Consider the following 23,800-nt stretch of genomic DNA (forward strand, 5'->3'; position numbering starts at 1 on the left):
TCAGCGTTTGAACCAGACGAAGTACGTCATCAGGATGAAGATGCCGAGCAGCATCGCGAAGGCGTAGTGATAGATGAAGCCCGACTGCAGCCAGCGCACCACGCCCGCGAGGCGGCCGATGAGCTTCCAGGAACCGTTGACCACGGCACCGTCGATCAGCGCCTGGTCGCCGCCCTTCCAGAGGCCGGTACCGAGCGCGCGCGCGCCGCGCGCCACGATGTTCTCATTGATCCAGTCGAGGTAGTACTTGTTCTCGAGCAGGCGATAGACCGGCCCAAAGCCGCGCTTGATGGCCGCCGGCAGCGCCGGGTTGACCATGTACATGTAGTACGAGAGCACCACACCCGCGAGCGCCAGCCAGAACGGCGCCGTCTGCAGGCCGTGCAGGGCCATCGCCATCGGGCCGTGGAAGGCCTCGCCGAGTTCCTTCATGGCGTGGTGCTTCGCGGCGTCCACGAAGATCGCGTCCTTGAAGAAATCGCCGTGCAGCATCGGCTCGATCGTGAAGTAGCCGATCACGACCGACGGAATGGCCAAGAGCACCAGCGGCAGCCACACCACCATCGGCGATTCGTGCGGCTTGTGGTCGTGGTGGCCATGGCCGTCGTCGCCGTGTGCACCATGGTCGTCATGGTGGGCATCGGGGTTCTGGTCGTAGCGCTCCTTGCCGTGGAACACCAGGAAGTACATGCGGAACGAATAGAACGCGGTCACGAACACGCCGGCCAGCACCGCCCAGTACGCGAACTGCGCGCCCCAGAGATGGCTTTCCTTCACCGCCTCGATGATGCTGTCCTTCGAGTAGAAGCCCGAGAACAGCGGCGTGCCGATCAGCGCAAGCGAGCCCAGCAGCGACGTGATCCAGGTGATCGGCATGTACTTGCGCACGCCGCCCATCCAGCGGATGTCCTGGTTGTGGTGCATGCCGATGATCACCGAGCCGGCGCCGAGGAACAGCAGCGCCTTGAAGAAGGCGTGGGTCATCAGGTGGAACACCGCCACCGAGTACGCCGAGGCGCCGAGCGCCACCGTCATGTAGCCGAGCTGCGACAGCGTGGAGTACGCGACCACGCGCTTGATGTCGTTCTGGATGATGCCCAGGAAGCCCATGAACAGCGCGGTGATGGCACCGATCACGAGGATGAACGACAGCGCCGTGTCGCTGAGCTCGAACAGCGGCGACATGCGCGCCACCATGAAGATGCCCGCTGTCACCATGGTCGCCGCGTGGATCAGTGCCGAGATCGGGGTCGGGCCTTCCATCGAGTCGGGCAGCCACACGTGCAGCGGGAACTGCGCGCTCTTGCCCATGGCGCCGATGAACAGGCAGATGCAGATCACGGTCACGAGCATCCATTCGGTGCCCGGGAAGGTGATGCCGGCCAGCGTGTCGGCCTTGGCAAAGGCTTCGCCGTAGTTCAGCGTGCCCGCATAGGCCGCGATCAGGCCGATGCCGAGGATGAAGCCGAAGTCGCCCACGCGGTTAACCAGGAACGCCTTCATGTTCGCGAAGATCGCGGTCGGCCGGTTGAACCAGAAGCCGATCAGCAGGTACGACACCAGGCCCACCGCTTCCCAGCCGAAGAACAGCTGGAGCATGTTGTTGCTCATGACGAGCATCAGCATCGAGAAGGTGAAGAGCGAGATGTACGCGAAGAAGCGGTTGTAGCCCTCGTCTTCCTCCATGTAGCCGATGGTGTAGATGTGCACCATCAGCGACACGAAGGTCACGACGCACATCATCATGGCGGTGAGGCCGTCGACAAGGAAGCCGACCTCCATCCGGAGGCCGCCGACCATCATCCATTCGTAGATGGTCTCGTTGAAGCGGGCGCCGTCGACGATGACCGACTTCAGCGTCATGGCCGAGATCACGAATGCGACGAGCACGCCGAGGATCGTCAGCGAATGCGTGACCTTGCGGCCGATGTGGTTGCCGGCAAACTTGGTGCCGAACAGGCCCGCGAGGACCGCGCCGACCAGGGGTGCCAGCGGAACGGCCAGCAGCGTGGATGCAGAGAGGGTTGCGCTCATGGTGAGTTCTTGTCGTTATCCCTTGAGCGTGTTGAGCTCATCGACGTTGATGTTGGACTTGTTGCGGAACAACAGGACCAGCAGCGCGAGGCCGATGGCCGACTCGGCCGCCGCCACCGTCAGGATGAAGAACACGAAGATCTGGCCGTGCATGTCGCCCAGGAAGTACGAGAACGCCACGAAGTTCATGTTCACCGCGAGCAGCATCAGCTCGATCGCCATCAGCAGCACGATGAGGTTCTTGCGGTTCAGGAAGATGCCGATCACCGACAGCGCGAAGAGCATCGCGCCGAGCGAGAGAAAGTGTCCGAGCGTGAGCGTCATGCCTTGTTTTCCTTTGCTGCAGGCGCGTCGGCGGCGGCTGGTGCTTCCACCACGGGCTCGGCTGCGCGCGTGGCGGACATCTGCACGATGCGCACGCGGTCACGCGCTTTGACGCGAACCTGGTCGGCCGGGTTGACGTACTTGCTGTCCTTGCGGGTGCGCAGCGTCAGGGCAATGGCCGCCACGATGGCCACGAGCAGGATCACAGCTGCGATCTCGAGCGGATACAGATATTCCGAATACAGCAACTTGCCGAGCTCGAGCGTGTTCGAGCTGTTGGCCGCGGCCTCGGTCGCCGCGCGCGGCGCCTCGGACAGGCGGAAGCCGCCCATCAGCACCGCGGCCATCTCGAGCGCGATGAGCGCGCCCACGCCGGCGGCCAGCGGAAAGTGCTTCCAGAAGCCCTGCCGCAAGCCGTCCATGTTGATGTCGAGCATCATCACGACGAACAGGAACAGCACCATCACCGCCCCCACGTAGACGAGCACCAGCGCGATCGCAAGGAACTCGGCACGCAGCAGCAGCCAGATGGCCGAGGCCTGGAAGAAGGCCAGCACCAGGTACAGCGCGGCGTACACGGGATTGCGTGCGGTGATGACGCGGAATGCCGCGAACAGCAGCACCGCGGCAAACAGATAGAACAGACCGGTCTTGACGTCCATTGGAATTCGGATGGGTACGGGGTTCGGGCCGATCGGATCAGCGGTACTTGGCGTCGGCCGCCTTGTTCGCCGCGATTTCTTTTTCGTAGCGATCGCCCACCGCCAGGAGCATGTCCTTGGTGAAGTACAGGTCGCCGCGCTTTTCGCCGTGGTATTCGAAGATGTGGGTCTCGACGATCGAATCGACCGGGCAGCTCTCTTCGCAAAAGCCGCAGAAGATGCACTTGGTCAGGTCGATGTCGTAGCGCGTGGTGCGCCGCGAGCCGTCGTCGCGCACGTCGGATTCGATCGTGATCGCGAGCGCGGGGCACACGGCCTCGCACAGCTTGCAGGCGATGCAGCGCTCTTCGCCGTTCTCATAGCGGCGCAGCGCATGCAGGCCCCGGAAGCGCGGCGACAGCGGCGTCTTCTCTTCGGGGAACTGCACGGTGATCTTGCGTGCGAAGGCGTACTTGCCCGTGATCGCCAGGCCCTTGAACAGCTCGAGCAGCATGAAGCTGCTCAGGAAGTCCTTGAGCGAGAACGGTGCGGACGCGGTGGTGGTTGCGGTGTGCGCAGACATGATGTTGGCGCTTCCAGTTAATTCCAGATATTGAACGGGGTCTGCATCCAGGCACCGACCACCACCAGCCACACGAGCGTGACCGGAATGAAGATCTTCCAGCCGAGCCGCATGATCTGGTCATAGCGGAAGCGCGGGAAGGTCGAGCGGACCCACAGGAACATGGTGACCACGCAGAAGGTCTTGATGCCGAGCCAGATCCAGCCCGGAATGAAGGCGAGGAACTCGAAGGGCGGCAGCCATCCACCGAGGAACAGCACGACGCACAGGATCGAGACCAGCCACATGTTGGCGTACTCGGCCAGGAAGAACATCGCGAAGCTCATGCCCGAGTACTCGATCATGTGGCCCGCGACGATCTCGGATTCGCCCTCGACCACGTCGAAAGGATGGCGGTTCGTTTCGGCCAGGCCCGAGATGAAGTAGACGACGAAGATCGGCAGCAGCGACAGCCAGTTCCACGACAGGAAGCCGATGCCCATGTCCGCGAACATGCCCTTGCCCTGCCCCGTCACGATGTCGGTCATGTTGAGGCTGGCCGAGACCATCAGCACCACGACGAAGCAGAAGCCCATCGCGATCTCGTAGCTCACCATCTGGGCCGACGCGCGCAGCGCGCCCAGAAAGGCGTACTTCGAGTTCGAGGCCCAGCCGGCGATGATCACGCCGTAGACCTCGAGCGAGGTGATGGCCATCACGAACAGCAGGCCGGCATTGATGTTGGCCAGCGCCTGGTCGGGACCGAAGGGAATCACGACCCATGCGACGAGCGCCGGCATGATCGTCATGATCGGACCGAGCAGGAACAGGCCCTTGTTGGCAACCGTCGGAAGGATGATTTCCTTGGTCATCAGCTTGAGCGCGTCGGCAATCGGCTGCAGCAGGCCCAGCGGCCCGATGCGGTTCGGCCCGACCCGGATCTGCGTGAAGCCGATGGCCTTGCGCTCCCAGAGCGTGAGGTAGGCGACCGCAAGCATCAGCGGGATCACGACCGCGATGATCTTGATGAGCGTCCAGATCACGGGCCAGGCCATGCCGGTCCACCAGCCGGCCTGAACCAGGCCCTGGCCGAAAGCGTGCAGTGCGTCGATCATGCCAAGGCCTCCTCGGCACGGGCCGGTGCGGCCGATGCACTGCGCGCATCGGCGGTGAGCTGCAGCGACGGCGCGCGGCGCACGATCGAATCGAGCTGGTAGATGCTCGCGACCACGGGCGCGGGCAGGCCCGCGTCGGCGGCCACGGCCTTTGCGGCGGTGGCGTTGGCCAGCGCACCGGCCGGCAGCGCGCCGTTGTCACCCACCGTGGCGAGCACTTCCGAGGTCGATTCGAAGGCGAAGCCCGGCAGGCCGAGCAGGTTCGCGAGCACGCGCAGCACCTTCCAGGCCGGACGCGCCTCGCCTTGCGGCTTGACGACGGCATGGAAGCTCTGCACGCGGCCTTCGGCATTGACGAAGGTGCCCGGCGTTTCGGTGAACGGCGCGATCGGCAGCAGCACGTCGCTGAATTCGAGGTTGGCCTTGAATGGGCTCAGCGTGACGACCATCTGGGCATTGCCGATGGTATCGGCGGCCGCGGCGCCCGCAGCCGAGTCGAACACCGGTTCGTTGTTGAGCAGCAGCACCGCCTTGAGGCCCGAACCGGCCGCGAGCATGCGCCCGGCATCGAGGCCGCCGTTCTTCGGGAACGCACCCACGAGCTGTGCGCCCACGGTGTTGGCGGCTTCGGTCAGGTAGCCGACGGTGGCGCCGGTCTGCGCGCCGATCCAGTTCGCGAGGGCCAGCAGGCTGCTGGCCTGCGCATGGTGCGCCGCGGCGTTGCCGAGCAGGATCGCCTTGCGTTCGCCGCCGAGCAGCGAAGCCGCGATGGCCTTGGCGGTGTCGTCGGGTGCGTTGGCGGGTGCGAGCGGCGATGTGACGCCCGTGGTCTGGCCGATCGCCGCGGCAACGCCTGCGAGCACCTCGACCCATTGGCCGGCGTCGACGACGGCGGCCTGGGCCACGGTCATGGCCCATGCCTCGGGATCGGCCAGCAGGCCTTGCGAGGTCAGCACCGACAGCGCCGCACCCTTGCGCACGGCTTCGCGGATGCGCAGCGCGAACAGCGGATGGTCCTTGCGCAGGTTCGAGCCGATGACGAACGCACGCTGCAGTTGCGACAGCGATGCGACCGAAGTGCCGAGCCAGCGCACGCCTTCGAATGCCGGGAACTCGGCGTTGCGCAGGCGGTAGTCGATGTTGTCGCTGCCGAGCTCGCGCGTGAGCATGGCCGCGAGCTTGAGCTCCTCGAGCGTGCTGTGCGGGCTCACGAGCGTGCCGATGCTTTGCGCGCCGTGGTCGGCCTTGATCTGCTTGAGGCCGTTGGCGACGTACTCGAGCGCGGTCTGCCAGTCGACCTGCTGCCACTGGCCGCCCTGCTTGAGCATGGGCTGCGTGAGGCGCTCGGGGCCGTTGAGCGCCTCATACGAGAAGCGGTCGCGGTCGGCGATCCAGCATTCGTTGACGTCGTCGTTCTCGAGCGGCACCACGCGCATCACGCGGTTGTTCTTGACCTGCACGATCAGGTTCGCGCCGGTCGAATCGTGCGGGCTCACCGACTTGCGGCGCGACAGCTCCCAGGTGCGGGCGCTGTAGCGGAACGGCTTGCTCGTGAGCGCACCGACCGGGCACAGGTCGATCATGTTGCCCGAGAGTTCGGAATCCACGGTCTCGCCGAGGATGGTGGTGATCTCGGAATGCTCGCCGCGGTGGATCATGCCGAGCTCCATCACGCCGGCCACTTCCTGGCCGAAGCGCACGCAGCGCGTGCAATGGATGCAGCGGCTCATTTCTTCCATGCTGATCAGCGGGCCGACGTCCTTGTGGAACACGACGCGCTTCTCTTCCTCGTAGCGCGAGGAAGAGCCGCCGTAGCCCACGGCCAGGTCTTGGAGCTGGCATTCGCCGCCCTGGTCGCAGATCGGGCAGTCGAGCGGATGGTTGATCAGCAGGAACTCCATCACCGACTGCTGCGCCTTGATGGCCTTCTCGCTCTTGGTGCGAACGATCATGCCCTGCGTCACGGGCGTGGCGCAGGCCGGCATCGGCTTGGGCGCCTTCTCCACGTCGACCAGGCACATGCGGCAGTTGGCCGCGATGCTGAGCTTCTTGTGATAGCAGAAGTGCGGGATGTACGTGCCCGCCTTGTCGGCCGCATGCATCACCATGCTGCCTTCGGTCACTTCGACCTTCTTGCCGTCGAGTTCGATTTCGATCATGAGTGTGTTTCTTCTCGCGCTCAGGCCTGAACAGGCGCCTTCGGGACATAGCCCGGGATCAGTGCCTCGAACTCGTGGCGGAAGTGCTTGATCATGGCGCGCACCGGCATGGCCGCGGCATCGCCCAGCGCGCAGATGGTGCGGCCCTGGATGTTGTCGGCCACGGAGTTGAGCAGGTCCATGTCGGTCGCCCTGCCCTGCCCGTTGTAGATGCGGTCGACCACGCGGTAGAGCCAGCCCGTGCCCTCGCGGCACGGCGTGCACTGGCCGCAGGATTCGTGCATGTAGAAGTACGAGAGGCGGCGCAGCGACTCGACCATCGAGCGGCTGTCGTCCATGACGATCACGGCGCCCGAGCCCAGCATGGAGCCGGCCTTGGCGATGGAGTCGTAGTCCATCGTGCACTGCATCATGATCTCGGCCGGCAGCACCGGCGCCGACGATCCGCCGGGAATCACAGCCTTGAGCGTGCGGCCCTTGCGCACGCCGCCCGCGAGCTCGAGCAGCTTCGAGAACGGCGTGCCCATCGGCACTTCGTAGTTGCCGGGCAGCTCGACGTCGCCGCTCACCGAGTAGATCTTGGTGCCGCCGTTGTTCGGCTTGCCGCATTCGAGGTAGGCTTGGCCGCCGTTGCGGATGATCCAGGGCACCGCCGCGAAGGTCTCGGTGTTGTTGATGGTGGTCGGCTTGCCGTAGAGGCCGAAGCTCGCCGGGAACGGCGGCTTGAAGCGCGGCTGGCCCTTCTTGCCCTCGAGCGATTCGAGCAGCGCGGTTTCCTCGCCGCAGATGTAGGCACCGAAGCCATGCGACGCATGCAGCTGGAAGCTGTACGCGCTGCCCATGATGTTGTCGCCGAGGTAGCCCGCCGCGCGCGCTTCCTCGAGCGCCTCTTCGAAGCGCTCGTAGCTCTGGAAGATCTCGCCGTGGATGTAGTTGTAGCCCACGCTGATGCCCATGGCGTAGGCAGCAATGGCCATGCCTTCGATCACGATGTGCGGGTTGAACTGCAGGATGTCGCGGTCCTTGCAGGTGCCCGGCTCGCCCTCGTCGGAATTGCACACGAGGTACTTCTGGCCCGGGAACTGGCGGGGCATGAAGCTCCACTTGAGCCCGGTCGGGAAGCCCGCGCCGCCGCGGCCGCGCAGGCCCGAGGCCTTGACTTCGGCGATCACCTGGTCGGGCGTGAGGCCTTCGGTGAGGATCTTGCGCAGCGCCTGATAGCCGCCGCGCGCCTCGTAGTCGGCCAGGCGCCAGTTGGTGCCGTCGAGGCCGGCATAGATCTGCGGCTCGAGGTGGCGATCGTGGAAGCAGGTCTGCACGCCCGTGGCGCGGAACTGCTGGAGCACTTGTTCGGGCGACATCATGCAGCCTCTCCCTTGGCCGAATCGCGCAGGCCGTCGACGAGCTGGTCGAGCTTCTCGTTGCTCATGAAGCTGCACATCGTGCGGTCGTTGACCAGCATCACCGGCGAATCGGCGCAGGCACCAAGGCATTCGCTCTGCTGCAGCGTGAACAGGCCGTCGGCCGTGGTCTCGCCCATCTTGATGCCGAGCTTCTTCTCGAGGTGCACGAGCGCGGTGGCGCCGTCGCGCAGCTGGCACGGCAGGTTGGTGCACACGTTGAGCTTGAAGCGGCCCACCGGATGCTGGTTGTACATGTTGTAGAAGGTCGTGACCTCGTGCACGGCGATCGGCGCCATGCCCAGGTAGTCGGCAATCTCGCGCTCGCGCGGGATGCTCACGTGGCCCTCGTCCTGCTGGACGATGGCCAGGCACGCCATCACGGCCGACTGCTTGCCGGCCTCGGGGTACTTGGCGACCTCGCGCGCGAAGCGCTCGAGAATGTCGGCCCTCAAAGGAGCAGAAGGCGCCGAGGGCGCCGTGTCGTGGTGGGTCGAGGAAGTCATTCGCTCTTTCTCACCTGTCGATTTCGCCGAACACGATGTCCATCGTGCCGATCACCGCGACAGCGTCGGCGATCATGTGACCGCGCGACATTTCGTCGAGGGCGGCGAGATGCGGGAAACCGGGCGCACGGATCTTCAGGCGATAGGGCTTGTTGGCGCCGTCGCTCACGAGGTAGATGCCGAACTCGCCCTTCGGATGCTCGACGGCGGCATACGCCTCGCCTTCGGGCACGTGGAAGCCTTCGGTGAAGAGCTTGAAATGGTGGATCAACTCCTCCATGTTCGCCTTCATCGATTCGCGCGCAGGCGCGGCGACCTTGTGGTTGTCGGTGATGACCGGGCCCGGGTTGACGCGCAGCCAGGCCGAGCACTGCTGGATGATCCGGTTGGCCTGGCGCATTTCTTCCACGCGCACGAGGTAGCGGTCATAGCAATCGCCGGTGCGCCCGACGGGCACGTCGAACTGCATGCGGTCGTAGACGTCGTATGGCTGCTTCTTGCGCAGGTCCCACTCGACGCCCGAACCGCGAAGCATCGGACCCGTGAAACCGAGGTTCAGCGCGCGCTCCGGCGTCACCACGCCGATGCCCACGGTGCGCTGCTTCCAGATGCGGTTGTCGGTGAGCAGCGTCTCGTACTCGTCGACCATCTTCGGGAAGCGCTTGCAGAAGTCGTCGATGAAGTCGAGCAGCGAGCCCTGGCGGTTCTCGTTGAGCTTCTCGATCGCCTTGGCGTTCTTGATCTTGCTGACCTTGTACTGCGGCATCGCGTCGGGCAGGTCGCGGTAGACGCCGCCCGGACGGAAGTAGGCCGCATGCATGCGCGCGCCCGAAACCGCCTCGTACATGTCGAACAGGTCCTCGCGCTCGCGGAAGCAGTAGATGAGCATGTTCATCGCACCGCAGTCGAGCCCGTGCGCGCCGAGCCACAGCAGGTGGTTGAGCAGGCGGGTGATCTCGGCGAACATCACACGGATGTACTGCGCGCGCTCCGGCACATCGAGGCCCATCATCCGCTCGATGGCAAGGCAGTAGGCGTGCTCGTTGCTCATCATCGACACGTAGTCGAGACGGTCCATGTACGGCAGCGACTGGATGAAGGTGCGCGATTCGGCCAGCTTCTCGGTCGCACGGTGCAACAGGCCGATGTGCGGATCGGCGCGCTGGATCACTTCGCCGTCGAGCTCCAGCACGAGGCGCAGCACGCCGTGTGCCGCGGGATGCTGGGGACCGAAGTTGAGGGTGTAGTTCTTGATTTCGGCCATGTCAGTGGAGTCCGGCGCCGTAGTTGTCTTCGCGGATCACGCGCGGCGTGATCTCTCGCGGCTCGATCGACACCGGCTGGTAGACCACGCGCTTCTGTTCTTCGTCGTAGCGCATCTCGACGTGGCCCGACACCGGGAAATCCTTGCGGAACGGATGGCCGATGAAGCCATAGTCGGTCAGGATGCGGCGCAGGTCGTCATGCCCCTCGAACACGATGCCGTAGAGGTCGAAGGCCTCGCGTTCGAACCAGGTGGTGGCACTCCACACCGGCTGCAACGAATCGACGACCGGCAGGTCGTCGCTCTCGGCGAACACCTTGAGCCGCACACGCTGGTTGAGGCTCACCGAAAGCAGGTGGGTGACAACGCAAAAGCGCGCGCCCTCCCACTCGCCTTCGCGGTAGTCCGAATAGTCCATGCCGCAGAGGTCGATCAGCTGCTCGAAACGGCAGCCGGGCGCGTCGCGCAGCAGCAGTGCGGCGTCGATGTAGTCGGCGGCGGCCACGACCACCGTCACCTCGCCGAGCGCAACCGTCACGCGCTTGGCCTTGGCACCCAGGGTCTGCACCAGAGTCGCCTGGAGCGCCTCTGGAGAAATCGCAAAGTCGGTCATCAGGGCAGTTCCTCAGGCGCGCGCAATGGTGTTGGTGCGGCGGATCTTCTGCTGCAACTGGATGATCCCGTAGAGCAGCGCCTCGGCCGTCGGCGGGCAGCCCGGCACATAGACGTCGACGGGCACGATGCGGTCGCAGCCGCGCACCACCGAGTAGCTGTAGTGGTAGTAGCCGCCGCCATTGGCGCACGAGCCCATCGACAGCACCCAGCGCGGCTCGGGCATCTGGTCGTAGACCTTGCGCAGCGCCGGCGCCATCTTGTTGCACAACGTGCCGGCCACGATCATCAGATCGGACTGGCGTGGGCTCGGACGAAACAGCATGCCGAAGCGATCGATGTCGTAGCGGGCCGCGCCCGCGTGCATCATCTCGACGGCACAGCATGCGAGGCCGAAAGTCATCGGCCAAAGTGATCCGGTCTTCGCCCAATTCACCACCGTGTCGTAGGTGGTGGTGACGAAGCCTTCTTTCATGACGCCTTCAATGGCCATTTTGTAGCTTCCTTGTCATTCCCAGTCGAGCGCGCCTTTTTTCCACTCGTAGGCGAAGCCCACAACGAGGATGGCGAGAAAGATCATCATGGCCCAGAAGCCGACGGCGCCGATTTCCTTGAGCGCAATGGCCCACGGAAACAGGAAGGCGATCTCGAGATCGAACAGGATGAAGAGAATCGCGACGAGGTAATAGCGCACGTCGAATTTCATGCGCGCATCCTCGAAGGCCTCGAAGCCGCACTCGTAAGGTGCATTCTTCGCTGCGTCGGGCCGGTTGGGCCCCAGGATGTAGCCGATGACCTGTGGCGCGACGCCTACACCGACACCGACCAGAATGAACAAAAGGACGGGGAGATAGGAATCGAGGTTCATCGGGAATTTTTCACCGCTTGCCACCGGCAGAAGAACGCTCTGAAAGAGGCTTTCTGCCGGTGAGATTTGGTGCGGTCGGCGAGACTCGAACTCGCACAGCTTTCGCCACTACCCCCTCAAGATAGCGTGTCTACCAATTTCACCACGACCGCGGTTTTGACTTGTCCGGATGGCATGAGGTACCTGTGAAGGTGTTTGGCTTTCCGAACAGCTTTAGAGTTTACCCTGAAATGAAGTCGTTTTCAGCGACCTGCTCAATGAAAACAACTTGATTATTTGCTCGGGATCTCGCCGGCGCCCGGAGCGGGTGCGGCCGGCGCCGATGCAGCTGCACCAGCCGGGGCTGCGCCAGCGGGAATCTGCCCTGCCGCGCCCGAAGCAGGCGTGGCCGGCACGCCGATGGCCGCGCGCTCCAGCAGGCTGTTGCCGCCGCCCGCGGGCCGCGCATGGCTGAAGTAGGCCAACAGCAGCGTGGAGGCAAAGAACACCGCCGCCAGCACCGCAGTGGTGCGCGACAGGAAATTGGCGCTGCCGCTGGCACCGAACAGGCTGCCGGCACTGCCGCTGCCGAAGGCCGCGCCCATGTCGGCGCCCTTGCCGTGCTGGATCAGGATCAACCCGATCATGACCAGCGCCGTCAGCATCTGCACGCCGACCAAAAGATTGAGGACCAGGTTCATTCGTTCTTACTCCTAATTGATGACTGCTCGCGCCGCGTTCAGCGTGCGGCAGCCGAAATGATCTGCAGGAAATCGGGGGCCTTGAGCGATGCGCCGCCGATGAGCCCGCCGTCGATGTCGGGCTGGGCCAGCAGCTCGGCGGCGTTCGCCGCGTTCATGCTGCCGCCATAGAGGATGCGGATGCCCGCTGCGTGCTCGCTCGCGGCATGGTGCAGTTGCGCGCGCAGCACGGCATGCACCGCCTGCGCCTGCTCGGGCGTGGCGGTCTTGCCGGTGCCGATGGCCCAGACGGGCTCGTAGGCCACGACGATCTCGCTGATGCAATGGCCGTTGACGTGGATCACCGCGGCCAGCTGGCGCTTGACCACTTCTTCGGTGTGCCCTGCTTCGCGTTCGGCCAGCGTCTCGCCCACGCAGACGATCGGCGTAATGCCGTTCGCCAGCGCGGCCGCCGCCTTGGCGGCCACCGCCTCGTCGGATTCGGCATGGTACTGGCGGCGCTCGGAATGGCCGACGATCGCATAGCGCACGCCGAAGTCCTTCAGCATGGCGGCCGACTGCTCGCCCGTGAACGCACCCTGCGGATGCGCCGAGATGTCCTGCGCGCCCAGCGCCAGGGCAGGCGTTGCGGCCAGCAGCGACTGCAGCTGCGCGAAATACGGCGCCGGCGCGCACAGCGCGACATCGCAGCCGGCCGGCGCCGCGGCGAGACCCTGCTGCAGGGCCTTCACGAGCGCCTCGTTGGCAGCCAGGCTGCCGTTCATCTTCCAGTTGCCGGCAATCAGCTTCTTCTTGGTCGTCGTCGTCATCGTCGTCTGTTGCTCGCTCGTCGTCACCATGTCAGCACGATCTTGCCGATGTGCTGGTTGGATTCCATCAGCGCATGCGCCTGGGCCGCGCCGCTCGGCTCGCCACTCGCTGCGAAGGTGCTGTGGATCACGGGCTTGACCGCGCCGCTTTCGAGCAGCGGCCAGACCTTCTCGCGCAGCGCGCGGGCGATCTCGCCCTTGAATGCGATCGGCCGCGGCCGCAGCGTGGAGCCGGTGATCACGAGCCGTCTGCGCAGCACCAGCCCCGCATTGAACTCGCTCTTGATCCCGCCCTGCACCGCGATGATCACGAGCCGGCCGTCTTCGGCCATGCACTCGATCTCGCGCGCCACGTAGTCGCCCGCGACCATGTCGAGGATCACGTCCACGCCTTTGCCGCCCGTGAGCTTCTTCGCCTCTTCGACGAAGTCGCTCGTGCGGTAGTTGATGGCGTGGTCGGCGCCGAGCTTCCTGCAGGCCTCGCACTTGTCGTCGCTTCCGGCGGTGGCGATCACTGTGGCACCCATGGCCTTGGCGATCTGGATCGCCGTCACGCCGATGCCGCTCGTGCCGCCCTGGATGAGCAGGGTCTCGCCCTTCTGCAGCCGGCCGCGATCGAACACGTTGCTCCAGACAGTGAAGAAGGTCTCGGGCAGCGAAGCCGCCTCGACGTCGCTCCAGCCCTTCGGCACCGGCAGGCATTGCGCCACCGGCGCCACGCACAGTTCGGCATAGCCGCCGCCCGCGACGAGCGCGCAGACCCTGTCGCCGACCTTGAGCCCCGCCTCGGCCAGCGCCGCGGCGTCGCCCGACACGATCTCACCGGCCACCTCGAGGCCCGGCAGGTCGGAAGCGCCCGGCGGCACCGGGTAGTGCCCCTTGCGCTGCAGCACGTCGGGGCGGTTGATGCCGCTGGCCGCAACGCGGATCAGCAGCTCGCCCGCCCCGGCCACCGGATCGGGGCGCTCCACGGCACGCAGCACCTCGGGGGCGCCGTACGAAGTGATTTCAATGGCTTTCATGATCCTGGCCTGCAACGCCCGCCTGCGCGGGCTTGGTTGGGAGGTTCCGCTTACTCTTCGCGCGGCGTGAAAGGCTGCTCGCCGGCCGGAGCGGCCTGCTGCGGCTGCTCGCTGCGCGGGGGCTGCTGCTCGCCGTTGAAGCGCGGCGCACGCTCGCCACCGCGGTCGCCGCGGTCCGAGCGCTCGCGGCGTTCACCGCCGCGGTCGCCACCTCGGTCACCGCGATCGCCGCGGTCTTCACGCGGCGCACGCTCGCTGTACTCCATGCCGGCCGGACGCTCGGTCAGGGCCTTCATCGACAGCTTCACGCGACCCTTTTCGTCGGTCTCAAGCACCTTGACCTTGACGATCTGGCCTTCGCTCAGGTAGTCGGTCACCTTCTCGACGCGCTCGTGCGCGATCTGGCTGATGTGCAGCAGGCCGTCCTTGCCGGGCAGCAGGTTGATGAGCGCGCCGAAGTCCAGGATCTTGGTGACCGGGCCTTCGTAGACCTTGCCGATTTCGACTTCGGCGGTGATCTGCTCGATGCGCTTCTTGGCGAACTCGGCCTTTTCCGGATCGGTCGACGCAATGGTGATGGTGCCGTCTTCGTCGATGTTGATCGTGGTGCCGGTTTCTTCCTGCAGGCCGCGGATGACCGCGCCGCCCTTGCCGATCACGTCGCGGATCTTCTCGGGATTGATCTTCAGCGTGGTCAGGCGCGGTGCGAACTGCGAGACCTCGGTCTTCGCTTCGCCCATGGCTTCCTGCATTTTGCCGAGGATATGCATGCGCGCTTCCTTGGCCTGGGCCAGTGCGACCTGCATGATTTCCTTGGTGATGCCCTGGATCTTGATGTCCATCTGCAGCGCGGTGATGCCGTTGGTCGTGCCGGCCACCTTGAAGTCCATGTCGCCCAGGTGATCTTCATCGCCCAGGATGTCGGTCAGCACTGCGAAACGGTTGTCTTCCTTGATGAGGCCCATGGCGATGCCGGCCACATGGGCCTTCATCGGCACGCCGGCGTCCATCATCGAGAGGCAGCCGCCGCACACCGAGGCCATCGACGACGAGCCGTTCGATTCGGTGATCTCCGACACCACGCGGATGGTGTACGGGAATTCTTCCTTCGTCGGCAGCACGGCGACGAGCGCGCGCTTGGCGAGGCGGCCGTGGCCAATTTCGCGGCGCTTGGTCGAGCCCATGCGGCCCACTTCGCCGGTGGCGAACGGAGGCATGTTGTAGTGGAACAGGAAGCGGTCTTCGTACTCGCCGGCCAGCGCGTCGATGCGCTGCGCATCGCGCTCGGTGCCGAGCGTGGTCACGACCAGGCCCTGCGTCTCGCCGCGCGTGAACAGCGCCGAACCGTGGGTGCGGGGCAGCACCGAATTGCGGATCTCGATGGGGCGCACGGTGCGCGTGTCGCGGCCGTCGATGCGCGGCTCGCCCGAGAGGATCTGGCTGCGAACGATCCTGGCTTCGATCGAGAACAGCAGGTCGTTGACCTTGCCGGCATCGAAGGGCTCGCCGCTTTCCTTCAGCGCGCTCATCACGCTGGCGTTGGCTTCGCGCAGGGCCTGCGTGCGGGCCTGCTTGCTGCGGATCTGGTAGACCGCGCGCAGCTTCTCTTCGGCCAGGCCCTTGACCTTGGCGACGAAGGCTTCGTCTTCGGCGGGCGGCTGCCAGTCCCACACCGGCTTGCCGGCGTCGCGCACGAGTTCATGGATCGCATTGATCGCAACGCGCGCCTGTTCGTGGCCGTACACCACGCCGCCCAGCATGATCTCTTCGCTGAGCTGCAGCGCTTCGGACTCGACCATCAGCACGGCGGCTTCGGTGCCGGCCACGATGAGGTCCATCTGCGAATCCTTGCGGGCCGTCTGGCCCGGGTTCAGCACGTACTGGCCATTGACGTAGCCCACGCGCGCAGCACCGATCGGGCCGCTGAACGGAATGCCGGAAATCGACAGTGCGGCGCTCACGCCGATCATGGCGGCGATGTCGGCGTCGACTTCGGGGTTGAGCGACAGCGTGTGGATGACCACGTGCACTTCGTTCAGGAAGCCTTCGGGGAACAGCGGGCGGATCGGACGGTCGATCAGGCGGCTGGTCAGCGTCTCGTGCTCGCTGGGCTTGGCTTCGCGCTTGAAGAAGCTGCCGGGAATCTTGCCCGCGGCATAGGTCTTCTCGATGTAGTCGACGGTCAGCGGGAAGAAGTCCTGGCCGGGCTTGGCCGACTTGGAGGCGACCACGGTCGCAAGGATCACGGTGCCGTCGATGTCGACCACCACAGCGCCACTGGCCTGGCGGGCGATCTCGCCCGTTTCCATGACGACGGTCTTGTCGCCCCATTGGAAGGACTTGGTGACTTTGTTGAAGAGGCTCATGTTTGCTCCTATTTTGATAGCGGCCGACCTGCAGAGGCTGCAGGTTCCGCGGGGGAGGAGGCTTCTCAGAACACGATGCCATTCCAGCGAAGCTCGAGGGGGAGAACTTCAGTGGAATGACACAGCTTCGCTCTGTTTAGGCACTCCGAATGTGGATCGCGAAGTAAAAAACGCCTGAGCTAGCGGACTAACCCAGGCGTTTCTTCATGCGATTCGGTTTACTTGCGCAGACCCAGCTTGGCGATCAGCGCGGTGTAACGGTCGGCGTCCTTGGACTTGAGGTAGTCCAGGAGCTTGCGGCGGCGGCTCACCATGCGCAGCAGGCCGCGACGACCGTGGTGGTCCTTGGCATGCGTCTTGAAGTGGGGGGTGAGCTCGTTGATGCGGGCGGTCAGCAGTGCGACCTGGACTTCGGGGCTGCCGGTGTCGTTGGCGTCGCGGGCGTTGTCCTTGACGACTTCGGCCTTGATGGAGGCTGCGATCATTTGAAATTCCTTGCGTGTTCCGGGATGTTTGACTTGCGGTGAGCGCTGGAACTGCCCTCACCGTGCGCCTTGCGGCATGCAAAGCTCTGGGATTATAGACCGAGCGCCTTGCGAGGCCTTTCAAGCCTTTTCGCGCGCCGGCCATCGAGCGAGGCGAGCGCTACTGCGCCCAGCACGCAGACCGCGCCACCGACCTGCGCCAGACTGATACTTTCGCCCAGCCAGGCCGCGGCGAGTATCAGCGCCGACACCGGCAGGATCGCCGTGAACAGCGCCGCCTCGGCGCCGGTGAGCCGCGACGCCCCCGCAAACCACAGCACGAAGCCGAGCACCGTCGGCACCAGCGCATAGTAGGCCACGCCGCCCAGCGCGGCCGGCGGCAGCGGCGCGGTCCAGGCCCGCTCGAACAGCGCCGGGACCAGCGCCAGGGCCAGCCCGAAAGCCGTCATCAGCGTCGACAGCGCCAACGGCCGCACGGGTACGCGCAGGCGCTTGTTGAGCAAGATGAACGCCGCCTCGCACCCCACGGCCCCCAGCACGAGCAGATTGCCTGCCAGGACGGCAGGGGATTTTGAGTCCCCCGCCCCGCCACCCCCCGCCCAGCTGATCGCGAGCACACCCGCCGTTGCCAGCGCGATGCTGCCGACCAGGTACCGCCCGGGCCGCTCGCGCAACGCCACCACGGCCACGAGCGCAGCCACGGCCGGCAGCGTGCCGGCCACGACGCCCGCGCTCGCGGCCGGTGCCAGCCGCACGCCCATGATCAGCAGCACTGTGTAGCCGACGCTGCCCAGGCCGGCCTGGCACAGCAGCAAGTACAAGTCGCGCCGGCCAGGCCGGGGCCACGGCGTGCGCGTGAGCCGCATCAGCAGCACGAACACCGGCAGCGCCAGCGCGAAGCGCAAGGCCGTGGCCGTGAACGGCGGCAGGTCGTGTGCGATCACCTTGCTTGCGACCACCGTGCTGCCGACCGTGACCATGGCCAGCGCGCACAGCCACATTCCCTTGCTTCGTTCCGACATCGTCGCGCCTTTCGCTGATTCCGTTGAGAAGCAGCGAGCGTCTCCCGCCAGGGGTGCTGCGGTCTTGAACGAAATTGCAGCGGCCCGGCCTGCGTTCAGCGTGCGCCGGCGAAGGCCCCCGGCGTGAAGCCCAGGAAACGCACGAAGGCGCGCGTCATGTGGCTCTGGTCGGCAAAGCCCGCGCCAGCCGCGGCTTCGGCCAGCGACTGCCCCTGCGCGATGAGACGGCGGGCGCGCGACAACCGGCATTGCTGGAGCCAGGCGTGCGGCGGCAGGCCGAAGGCGGCAGCAAAGCCGCGCAGCAGCTGGAAGCGGCTCAGGCCCGCCTCGGCCGCGAGCTCGGCGAGCGTGGGCGCATGGGCGCAGTCATCGGCGATGCGTGCGCGCGCGCGCTCCAGCGATGCCAAAGCCTCGCGCGGCGCGGGCTCCGGCGCCAACATGCCGGGGGCACGGCTCAGCAGCTGCAGCACGCCCTGCTCCAGCGCCAGCGCCTCATCGCCGCGCGCGACGGCGGCGAACAACCGGTCCACACCCGAACGCAGGGCCGGATCGTTCAGCACGGGCCGGGTGAGTTCGCACCCGGGCGCTGCATCACCGAACAGCGCAGGCGCCAGGTGCAGCATGCGCCAGGCGCGCGTTTCGCCGTGCAGCGCCACGCCATCGTGCACCTCGCCCGGGTTGACCGTGATGACGTCGCCACGCACCGCCTCGACCGCGCCCCGCGCGCTGGCCGAGCGTTGCCCCCCGCGGTCGATCACGCCGATGCCGAACACATCGTGCGTGTGGCGCGGGAAACTGCGCGCCGACTCGGCCGCCACCGCCTGCAGGCCGGGCAATGCCGAGCCGCGCACACGCACCGCATCGATCAGCGCGGCCCTCGACGGCATGCGTCTCGCCTCATCCATCCTGCGCCGCGAGCCACTTGCGCAGCCGCTCCACCCCTTGCACCAGCCGCTGCGGGTCTTTCGACGCGAAGCACCAGCGCAGCCAGCCCTGGGCCTCGGGGGCGAAGGCGTTGCCGGGGGCGAGGCCGAGGCCGGCTTCGACGACAAGGCGCTTGGCGAGCACGAGGGAGTCGCCGAACCCGTCGAGACGAAAGAAGGCGTACATGCCGCCTTTGGCCGGGGCCACCTGCACGCCGGGCAACCCGGCCAACAGGGGAACGAGGGTGTCGCGGCACAGCTTGAGATGCGCGACGACGCGGGGCGTGATCTCCGCGGTGTGGTCGATCGCCGCAATGGCCGCGCGCTGCGTGAAGACGCTCGCGCAGGAGGTGTTGAACTCGATCAGCTTGCCGATGCCATCGACCAGGGCCGGCGGCAGCACGAGCCAGCCAAGGCGCCAGCCGGTCATGAGGAAGCTCTTCGAGAAGCTGTGCGTCACCACGAGCCGATCGTCGGGCCTCGAGATGTCGAGAAAGCTCGGCGCGCAGCCATTGGGCGTGGGCTCGAAATACAGCCGCTCGTACACCTCGTCCGCCAGGATCCAGGTGCCCGTGGCGCGGCAGTGGTCGAGCACGGCCTGCTGCTCTTCGCGCGTCATGGTCCAGCCCGTCGGGTTGTTGGGCGCATTGACGATCAGCAGCTTCGTCGCTGCAGTGACCGCCCGGCGCAGCGCGGCGAGGTCGAGCGTCCATTCGCCGCCAGAAGGCACCAGCGGCACCGTGCGCACCCGGGCACCGAGGATCGCGGGCTGCGCCGTGAGGTTGGGCCACACGGGCGTGACCGCAACCACCTCGTCGCCGGCATCGACCAGCGCCTGCACCGCGAGCATCAGCGCGCTCACGCCGCCCGAGGTCACGGCGATGCGCGAGGCATCGACCGGCGGGTGCAGCGCGCTGGTGTAGCGCGCGATGGCCGCGCGCAGCTCGGGCAGGCCCAAGTTGTGCGCATAGAAAGTCTCGCCGCGCTGCAGCGAATCGATGGCCGCCTGGCGCACCACCTCGGGCGTGACCTCGTCGCTCTCGCCGAACCAGAAGGCGAGCACGTCGTCACGGCCGAGTCCGGCATTGGCCACTTCACGGATCTTGGAGGCTTCGAGGTTCTGGATGGCTTCACGCATGTTGTCGATTCCTAGGAAGGCCTTTTCATTTTGCAGGTGGTCGGCAGTTCGGCCCGTTCGGGCGCGATGGTCTTCACCACCCGAAATCCGTAGCCCGAGCCTTCGACGTCGAACTGCACGCCCGGGCGGCCCTGCTTGTCCATCATGCCGACCACCAGCTGCTGCTGGAACTGGTGGTCCGCCGCGCGCATCCGGCCGCGTTGTCCGTGCAGGCTCACGTCGGCCTGCTCGAGCGCGCGCGCCACGGCCACGGCGTCCACGCTGCCGGCGCGCTCGAGCGCCTGTGCGAGCGATTCGACGAGCAACTGCATGCGCATGTGCACGTAGTCGTCCGCGGGCCTCGGAAAGCGCGTGCGGAAGGCGCGATAGAAGGCCTCCGATTGCGCGGTCTGCACGTTCGGCAGCCAGTCGGCCACAGCAATCACGCGGCCGATGCCGGCGTCGCCGATGGCGGCAGGCGCGCCGAGCGCATTGCCGTAGAAGGTATAGAAGGTGCCGTTGAAGCCGCCCTCGCGCGCGGCCTTGACGAGCAGCGTGAGGTCGTTGCCCCAGTTGCCGGTGAAGACCGCTTGGGCGCCACTGGCGATGATCTTGCCGGCATACGGTGCGAAGTCCTTCACCTTGCCCATCGGATGGAGCTCCTCGCCGACGATCTCGACATCGGGCCGCTGCACGCCGAGCTGGCGCTTCGACTCGCGCAACACCGCCTGGCCGAAGCTGTAGTCCTGGCCGATGAGGTAGGCCCGCCGCAGCGCCGCATCGTCCTTCACCACTTCCATCAGCGCGGCCACGCGCATGTCGGCATGCGCATCGAAGCGGAAGTGCCAGAAGCTGCAGCGCTCGTTGGTCAGCGCCGGATCGACCGCCGCGTAGTTGAGGAAGATCACGCGCCGCGTGGGGTCGCGCTCGTTGTTCTTCTCGATCGCGTCGACGAGCGCCGCGGCGGTCGCCGACGAATTGCCCTGCAGCACGATGCGCGCACCGTCGTCGATAGCCGCGCGCAGTGCCGAGAGCGCCTCCTCGTTCTGCCCCTTGCTGTCGTAGCGGTCGAGCTGCAGCGGCCGCGCGCCGCCTGCGGCGCCGGGCAGGCGAATGCCGCCGCGCGCGTTCACGCGTTCGACGGCCCACAGCAGGTTGCGGAAGACGGCCTCGCCGGTATTGGCGAACGGTCCGCTCATGCTCTCGATCAGCGCCAGGCGGATGGGTGCGGGCGGCGTCTGCGCCTGCACCGCGAGGGCCGGCGTGCATAGCGCCAGCGCCGCGAATTTCAAGGCCTTGCGGCGCCAAATAAAGCTGGGGTTCATTGTCTTGAAACGGGTGCGGCTGGGCCTAGATGAGGTCTCAAGCGGCACCCGGGATGGAATGGCCGCGCAGTGTAAGGGACACACATTCCTTGTCCCCGTTGTGATCATCATTCAGGAGCCTCAGATGTTTTTCGCCCCCGCCCTCCGCACCGCCCGCTACGCACCGCGCTCGCACGACCGTGCCTTCGAGCGCTTCGTCGCCGACGCCTTCTCGGGCTTGCCCCGCTCGCCGCTGGTCGAGCAGGACGACAAGAGCTGGACGCTCTCGATCGACGTGCCCGGCCTCTCGCGCGAAGACCTCCACATCGGCATCGAAGGTGCCGTGGTCCGCATCGACAGCAAGGCCGACGCCAAGCGCCAGTTCAAGGCTGCCTACGAGCTGCCGCTGGACATCGACGCCGGCGCCAGCGAGGCCACGCTCGAGAACGGCGTGCTCACGCTCAAGCTTGGCAAGCGCGTACCGGTGAGCCAGGTCACGCCGCTGCAGATCAAGTAAGGAGCGGCTGGCGGAATTGCGCGCCGCGTGTCATGCCCTTGACACGCGGCTGCAATGCCCACGGCAGGAAAGTGCGTTAACTATTGTTTTTGACTTTGAACTGGTTCGCTCATCACAATAGAAGCGCTGGGAACGTCACATCATGTGATGTTTTCACATTGTCCTTTCCTCTTTCGTGGGCGGCTCGCATGCGCACCGCATTCATGGCGCATTCATGACGGTGCGGATTCGGGTGCCCTTCAAGGCACGCCATGATCACGCACCTCAAGTCAGCCAAAGACAATGAACGGTCCGACACGCTCCTGATCTTCCTGCCCGGCGCCTACCTCAAACCGGACGAGTTCGAACGCGAAGGATTCATCAGCGCGGTGCGCGAGCGCCATCTGGCCGCGGACGCCCTGCTCGTGGATGCCGACGTCTCCTACTACTACGACCAGACCCTCAGCGAGCGGCTGCATGCCGACGTCATCGCGCCGCAGCGCGCGCTGGGCTACAAGTCGATCTGGCTCGTGGGCATCTCGATCGGCGGCTTCGGTGCGTTGATCCACGAACTCTCCAAGCCCGGTTCGGTCGACGGCATCGTCGCGTTGGCGCCCTACCTCGGCCGGCGTGTGCTCGGTGCCGAGATTCTCAAGGCCGGCGGCCTGCGCACCTGGCAGGCGCCCGTCGGTCCGTTGCCCGACGAAGAACCCGACCGCAAGCTCTGGCCCTGGTTCCAGCAGTACCTCGATGCGCAGAAGTCGCGCAACCTGCCGCAGCTCTACCTGGGTTTCGGCCTCAGCGACCGCTTCGCGAGCAACCACAAGCTACTCGCCGACGCCCTGCCCGCAGGCCGCGTCTTCACAACCGAAGGCGGCCACGACTGGCCGCAGTGGCGCCAGCTCTGGCGCAACGTGCTCGACGTGCTGCCGCTGCCCTCGCTCGGCCGCGCGCGCTCGGCCCCTATGCCGGCACCTGCGCAGCTGCTGCCGGCGCCGACAGCGAAGCCATGGGCCATCGCGGCTTGACGTCGAAGGCATAGCGCGTGCTGGCCTGTGCCAGCCCCGACTGCAGCCGCATCGCGGCGGCCATTGCAATCATCGCGCCGTTGTCGGTGCACAGGTGCAGTTCGGGATAGTGCACGCGCACGCCGCGCTTCGCACAGGCGGCATCGAGCTGCTCGCGCAGGCTGCGGTTCGCGCCCACGCCGCCCGCCACCACCAGCCTCTGGAGCCCCGTGCGCTCGAGCGCAGCGAGCGATTTCTTCAGCAGCACCTCGACGATCGCGGCCTGCGTCGAAGCGGCCAAATCGGCCTTGTTCGCCTCCAGGCCGTCGCCGAGCTTTCGGGCCTGCGTGAGCACCGCGGTCTTGAGGCCCGCGAACGAGAAATCGAGGTCGCCGCTGTGCAGCAGCGGGCGCGGCAGCTTGAACGCGGTGGCATTGCCTGATTCCGCGAGCTTGGCGAGCCAGGGCCCGCCCGGGTACGGCAGGCCCATGAGCTTGGCGCTCTTGTCGAAAGCCTCGCCGGCCGCGTCGTCGATGGTTTCGCCAAGCAGTTCGTAGCGGCCCACGCCGTCCACGCGCATCAGCTGCGTGTGGCCGCCCGAAACCAGCAGCGCGACGAACGGGAACTCGGGTGGATCGGCGCTCAGGAACGGCGACAGCAGATGACCTTCGAGGTGATGCACGCCGAGCACCGGCTTGCCGAGCGCCGCGCCCAGCGCACAGGCGACGCCGGCACCGACGAGCAAGGCGCCCGCGAGCCCGGGCCCGCGCGTGTAGGCCACCACGTCGAGCTCGGCGAGCGTGCGCCCCGCTTCCTTCATGACCGCTTCGGTCAGCGGCAGCACGCGGCGGATGTGGTCGCGGCTCGCCAGTTCAGGCACCACCCCGCCGTAGGCCTGGTGCATGGCGATCTGGCTGTGCAGCGCATGCGCCTTCAACTGCGGCAGCGCGTGGCCGTGCGTCTCGACCAGCGCCACGCCGGTCTCGTCGCAGGAGGATTCGATTCCCAACAAGAGCATGGGGTGAGTTTAGGCGCCGGGCCAATCACGGGGTGGATGCGGGGACGTCCGCGCCGTTCGGCGGCA

Annotated in this window: 24 protein-coding genes and 1 tRNA gene; 2 read left to right on the top strand and 23 right to left on the bottom strand. The window is 66.2% G+C overall.

Annotated features, from left to right (window positions below; translation table 11 throughout):
- The 22 genes from nuoL to AC3A6G_RS02120 form a co-directional block, all read right to left on the bottom strand.
- Positions 1-2,034 carry an NADH-quinone oxidoreductase subunit L gene (gene nuoL, locus AC3A6G_RS02015; RefSeq protein ID WP_487872927.1) on the bottom strand — a complete coding sequence of 678 codons (2,034 nt, stop codon included), beginning with the start codon at positions 2,032-2,034 and terminating at the stop codon, positions 1-3.
- A 15-nt stretch (positions 2,035-2,049) separates the two neighbouring features.
- A complete protein-coding gene (nuoK, locus tag AC3A6G_RS02020) occupies positions 2,050-2,358 on the bottom strand; it encodes an NADH-quinone oxidoreductase subunit NuoK (RefSeq protein ID WP_487858036.1) in 309 nt (102 codons plus the stop codon).
- Positions 2,355-3,020 carry an NADH-quinone oxidoreductase subunit J gene (locus AC3A6G_RS02025; protein WP_487858037.1) on the bottom strand — a complete coding sequence of 222 codons (666 nt, stop codon included), beginning with the start codon at positions 3,018-3,020 and terminating at the stop codon, positions 2,355-2,357. Before AC3A6G_RS02025 ends, nuoK begins: the two co-directional genes overlap by 4 nt.
- Positions 3,021-3,057: 37 nt before the next feature.
- The gene (gene nuoI / locus AC3A6G_RS02030; RefSeq protein ID WP_487858038.1) at positions 3,058-3,582 is read right to left on the bottom strand and encodes an NADH-quinone oxidoreductase subunit NuoI; all 525 of its coding nucleotides are present in this window, start codon (positions 3,580-3,582) and stop codon (positions 3,058-3,060) included.
- A 17-nt stretch (positions 3,583-3,599) separates the two neighbouring features.
- Positions 3,600-4,676: an NADH-quinone oxidoreductase subunit NuoH gene (gene nuoH, locus AC3A6G_RS02035; RefSeq protein WP_487858039.1), complete on the bottom strand. Its 1,077-nt coding sequence runs from the start codon at positions 4,674-4,676 to the stop codon at positions 3,600-3,602.
- A complete protein-coding gene (nuoG, locus tag AC3A6G_RS02040) occupies positions 4,673-6,835 on the bottom strand; it encodes an NADH-quinone oxidoreductase subunit NuoG (protein ID WP_487863923.1) in 2,163 nt (720 codons plus the stop codon). The genes nuoH and nuoG overlap by 4 nt, the downstream gene beginning before the upstream one ends.
- A gap of 20 nt (positions 6,836-6,855) precedes the next feature.
- Positions 6,856-8,196: an NADH-quinone oxidoreductase subunit NuoF gene (gene nuoF, locus AC3A6G_RS02045; RefSeq protein ID WP_487873249.1), complete on the bottom strand. Its 1,341-nt coding sequence runs from the start codon at positions 8,194-8,196 to the stop codon at positions 6,856-6,858.
- Positions 8,196-8,741 (bottom strand): NADH-quinone oxidoreductase subunit NuoE family protein, encoded by a 546-nt coding sequence (locus AC3A6G_RS02050; RefSeq protein ID WP_487863925.1) that lies wholly within the window; start codon positions 8,739-8,741, stop codon positions 8,196-8,198. The genes nuoF and AC3A6G_RS02050 overlap by 1 nt, the downstream gene beginning before the upstream one ends.
- Positions 8,742-8,751: 10 nt before the next feature.
- Positions 8,752-10,005, bottom strand: a complete 1,254-nt coding sequence (locus tag AC3A6G_RS02055; RefSeq protein WP_487858043.1) for an NADH-quinone oxidoreductase subunit D — start codon at positions 10,003-10,005, stop codon at positions 8,752-8,754.
- A 1-nt stretch (position 10,006) separates the two neighbouring features.
- A complete protein-coding gene (locus AC3A6G_RS02060; RefSeq protein WP_487872928.1) occupies positions 10,007-10,618 on the bottom strand; it encodes an NADH-quinone oxidoreductase subunit C in 612 nt (203 codons plus the stop codon).
- A gap of 12 nt (positions 10,619-10,630) precedes the next feature.
- Positions 10,631-11,110: a NuoB/complex I 20 kDa subunit family protein gene (locus tag AC3A6G_RS02065; RefSeq protein WP_280815972.1), complete on the bottom strand. Its 480-nt coding sequence runs from the start codon at positions 11,108-11,110 to the stop codon at positions 10,631-10,633.
- A 15-nt stretch (positions 11,111-11,125) separates the two neighbouring features.
- Entirely contained in the window at positions 11,126-11,485 is a 360-nt protein-coding gene (locus tag AC3A6G_RS02070) for an NADH-quinone oxidoreductase subunit A (protein ID WP_012748607.1), read from the bottom strand.
- Positions 11,486-11,552: 67 nt separating this feature from the next.
- Positions 11,553-11,637 (bottom strand) — tRNA-Leu (locus AC3A6G_RS02075).
- 120 nt (positions 11,638-11,757) lie between these two features.
- Complete coding sequence (gene secG, locus AC3A6G_RS02080; RefSeq protein WP_487858045.1) at positions 11,758-12,165, bottom strand: preprotein translocase subunit SecG; 408 nt, start codon at positions 12,163-12,165, stop codon at positions 11,758-11,760.
- 38 nt (positions 12,166-12,203) lie between these two features.
- The gene (gene tpiA, locus AC3A6G_RS02085; RefSeq protein ID WP_487872929.1) at positions 12,204-13,004 is read right to left on the bottom strand and encodes a triose-phosphate isomerase; all 801 of its coding nucleotides are present in this window, start codon (positions 13,002-13,004) and stop codon (positions 12,204-12,206) included.
- Positions 12,998-13,996, bottom strand: coding sequence for an NAD(P)H-quinone oxidoreductase (locus AC3A6G_RS02090; protein WP_487858047.1), 999 nt, complete (start codon positions 13,994-13,996; stop codon positions 12,998-13,000). Before AC3A6G_RS02090 ends, tpiA begins: the two co-directional genes overlap by 7 nt.
- Positions 13,997-14,046: 50 nt before the next feature.
- Positions 14,047-16,362: a polyribonucleotide nucleotidyltransferase gene (gene pnp / locus AC3A6G_RS02095; RefSeq protein WP_487858048.1), complete on the bottom strand. Its 2,316-nt coding sequence runs from the start codon at positions 16,360-16,362 to the stop codon at positions 14,047-14,049.
- Positions 16,363-16,580: 218 nt separating this feature from the next.
- Positions 16,581-16,847 (bottom strand): 30S ribosomal protein S15, encoded by a 267-nt coding sequence (gene rpsO / locus AC3A6G_RS02100; protein WP_487858049.1) that lies wholly within the window; start codon positions 16,845-16,847, stop codon positions 16,581-16,583.
- Positions 16,848-16,939: 92 nt separating this feature from the next.
- A complete protein-coding gene (locus tag AC3A6G_RS02105) occupies positions 16,940-17,869 on the bottom strand; it encodes a DMT family transporter (RefSeq protein WP_487858050.1) in 930 nt (309 codons plus the stop codon).
- Positions 17,870-17,964: 95 nt separating this feature from the next.
- Positions 17,965-18,756, bottom strand: a complete 792-nt coding sequence (locus AC3A6G_RS02110) for an AraC family transcriptional regulator (protein WP_487858051.1) — start codon at positions 18,754-18,756, stop codon at positions 17,965-17,967.
- Positions 18,757-18,766: 10 nt separating this feature from the next.
- A complete protein-coding gene (locus tag AC3A6G_RS02115; protein WP_487872930.1) occupies positions 18,767-19,930 on the bottom strand; it encodes a pyridoxal phosphate-dependent aminotransferase in 1,164 nt (387 codons plus the stop codon).
- Positions 19,931-19,941: 11 nt separating this feature from the next.
- Entirely contained in the window at positions 19,942-21,234 is a 1,293-nt protein-coding gene (locus AC3A6G_RS02120; protein WP_487872931.1) for a branched-chain amino acid ABC transporter substrate-binding protein, read from the bottom strand.
- 124 nt (positions 21,235-21,358) lie between these two features.
- Between AC3A6G_RS02120 and AC3A6G_RS02125 the strand changes: the two genes are divergently transcribed.
- Both AC3A6G_RS02125 and AC3A6G_RS02130 read left to right on the top strand, forming a co-directional pair.
- Positions 21,359-21,730 carry an Hsp20/alpha crystallin family protein gene (locus tag AC3A6G_RS02125; RefSeq protein WP_487858054.1) on the top strand — a complete coding sequence of 124 codons (372 nt, stop codon included), beginning with the start codon at positions 21,359-21,361 and terminating at the stop codon, positions 21,728-21,730.
- Between the two features lie 251 nt (positions 21,731-21,981).
- The gene (locus AC3A6G_RS02130; RefSeq protein ID WP_487863933.1) at positions 21,982-22,737 is read left to right on the top strand and encodes an alpha/beta hydrolase-fold protein; all 756 of its coding nucleotides are present in this window, start codon (positions 21,982-21,984) and stop codon (positions 22,735-22,737) included.
- Here AC3A6G_RS02130 and tsaD read toward each other — a convergent pair.
- A complete protein-coding gene (gene tsaD, locus AC3A6G_RS02135) occupies positions 22,673-23,734 on the bottom strand; it encodes a tRNA (adenosine(37)-N6)-threonylcarbamoyltransferase complex transferase subunit TsaD (RefSeq protein WP_487863934.1) in 1,062 nt (353 codons plus the stop codon). The genes AC3A6G_RS02130 and tsaD overlap by 65 nt on opposite strands.
- Positions 23,735-23,800 lie beyond the last annotated feature (66 nt).

This window comes from Variovorax sp. Soil_C_26 (assembly GCF_057657075.1).

Bases quoted from the DNA above. Each gene is read 5' to 3' on its own strand.
- tpiA (WP_487872929.1), bottom strand. From the start codon at position 13,004: ATGGTGACGACGAGCGAGCAACAGACGACGATGACGACGACGACCAAG.
- secG (WP_487858045.1), bottom strand. From the start codon at position 12,165: ATGAACCTGGTCCTCAATCTTTTGGTCGGCGTGCAGATGCTGACGGCG.
- AC3A6G_RS02110 (WP_487858051.1), bottom strand. From the start codon at position 18,756: ATGCCGTCGAGGGCCGCGCTGATCGATGCGGTGCGTGTGCGCGGCTCG.
- AC3A6G_RS02125 (WP_487858054.1), top strand. From the start codon at position 21,359: ATGTTTTTCGCCCCCGCCCTCCGCACCGCCCGCTACGCACCGCGCTCG.
- rpsO (WP_487858049.1), bottom strand. From the start codon at position 16,847: ATGATCGCAGCCTCCATCAAGGCCGAAGTCGTCAAGGACAACGCCCGC.
- nuoI (WP_487858038.1), bottom strand. From the start codon at position 3,582: ATGTCTGCGCACACCGCAACCACCACCGCGTCCGCACCGTTCTCGCTC.
- AC3A6G_RS02090 (WP_487858047.1), bottom strand. From the start codon at position 13,996: ATGAAAGCCATTGAAATCACTTCGTACGGCGCCCCCGAGGTGCTGCGT.
- nuoF (WP_487873249.1), bottom strand. From the start codon at position 8,196: ATGTCGCCCGAACAAGTGCTCCAGCAGTTCCGCGCCACGGGCGTGCAG.
- AC3A6G_RS02130 (WP_487863933.1), top strand. From the start codon at position 21,982: ATGATCACGCACCTCAAGTCAGCCAAAGACAATGAACGGTCCGACACG.
- AC3A6G_RS02115 (WP_487872930.1), bottom strand. From the start codon at position 19,930: ATGCGTGAAGCCATCCAGAACCTCGAAGCCTCCAAGATCCGTGAAGTG.
- AC3A6G_RS02105 (WP_487858050.1), bottom strand. From the start codon at position 17,869: ATGTCGGAACGAAGCAAGGGAATGTGGCTGTGCGCGCTGGCCATGGTC.
- pnp (WP_487858048.1), bottom strand. From the start codon at position 16,362: ATGAGCCTCTTCAACAAAGTCACCAAGTCCTTCCAATGGGGCGACAAG.
- AC3A6G_RS02025 (WP_487858037.1), bottom strand. From the start codon at position 3,020: ATGGACGTCAAGACCGGTCTGTTCTATCTGTTTGCCGCGGTGCTGCTG.
- nuoH (WP_487858039.1), bottom strand. From the start codon at position 4,676: ATGATCGACGCACTGCACGCTTTCGGCCAGGGCCTGGTTCAGGCCGGC.
- nuoG (WP_487863923.1), bottom strand. From the start codon at position 6,835: ATGATCGAAATCGAACTCGACGGCAAGAAGGTCGAAGTGACCGAAGGC.
- AC3A6G_RS02055 (WP_487858043.1), bottom strand. From the start codon at position 10,005: ATGGCCGAAATCAAGAACTACACCCTCAACTTCGGTCCCCAGCATCCC.
- tsaD (WP_487863934.1), bottom strand. From the start codon at position 23,734: ATGCTCTTGTTGGGAATCGAATCCTCCTGCGACGAGACCGGCGTGGCG.
- AC3A6G_RS02120 (WP_487872931.1), bottom strand. From the start codon at position 21,234: ATGAACCCCAGCTTTATTTGGCGCCGCAAGGCCTTGAAATTCGCGGCG.
- AC3A6G_RS02050 (WP_487863925.1), bottom strand. From the start codon at position 8,741: ATGACTTCCTCGACCCACCACGACACGGCGCCCTCGGCGCCTTCTGCT.
- AC3A6G_RS02060 (WP_487872928.1), bottom strand. From the start codon at position 10,618: ATGACCGACTTTGCGATTTCTCCAGAGGCGCTCCAGGCGACTCTGGTG.
- nuoL (WP_487872927.1), bottom strand. From the start codon at position 2,034: ATGAGCGCAACCCTCTCTGCATCCACGCTGCTGGCCGTTCCGCTGGCA.
- nuoK (WP_487858036.1), bottom strand. From the start codon at position 2,358: ATGACGCTCACGCTCGGACACTTTCTCTCGCTCGGCGCGATGCTCTTC.
- AC3A6G_RS02070 (WP_012748607.1), bottom strand. From the start codon at position 11,485: ATGAACCTCGATTCCTATCTCCCCGTCCTTTTGTTCATTCTGGTCGGT.
- AC3A6G_RS02065 (WP_280815972.1), bottom strand. From the start codon at position 11,110: ATGGCCATTGAAGGCGTCATGAAAGAAGGCTTCGTCACCACCACCTAC.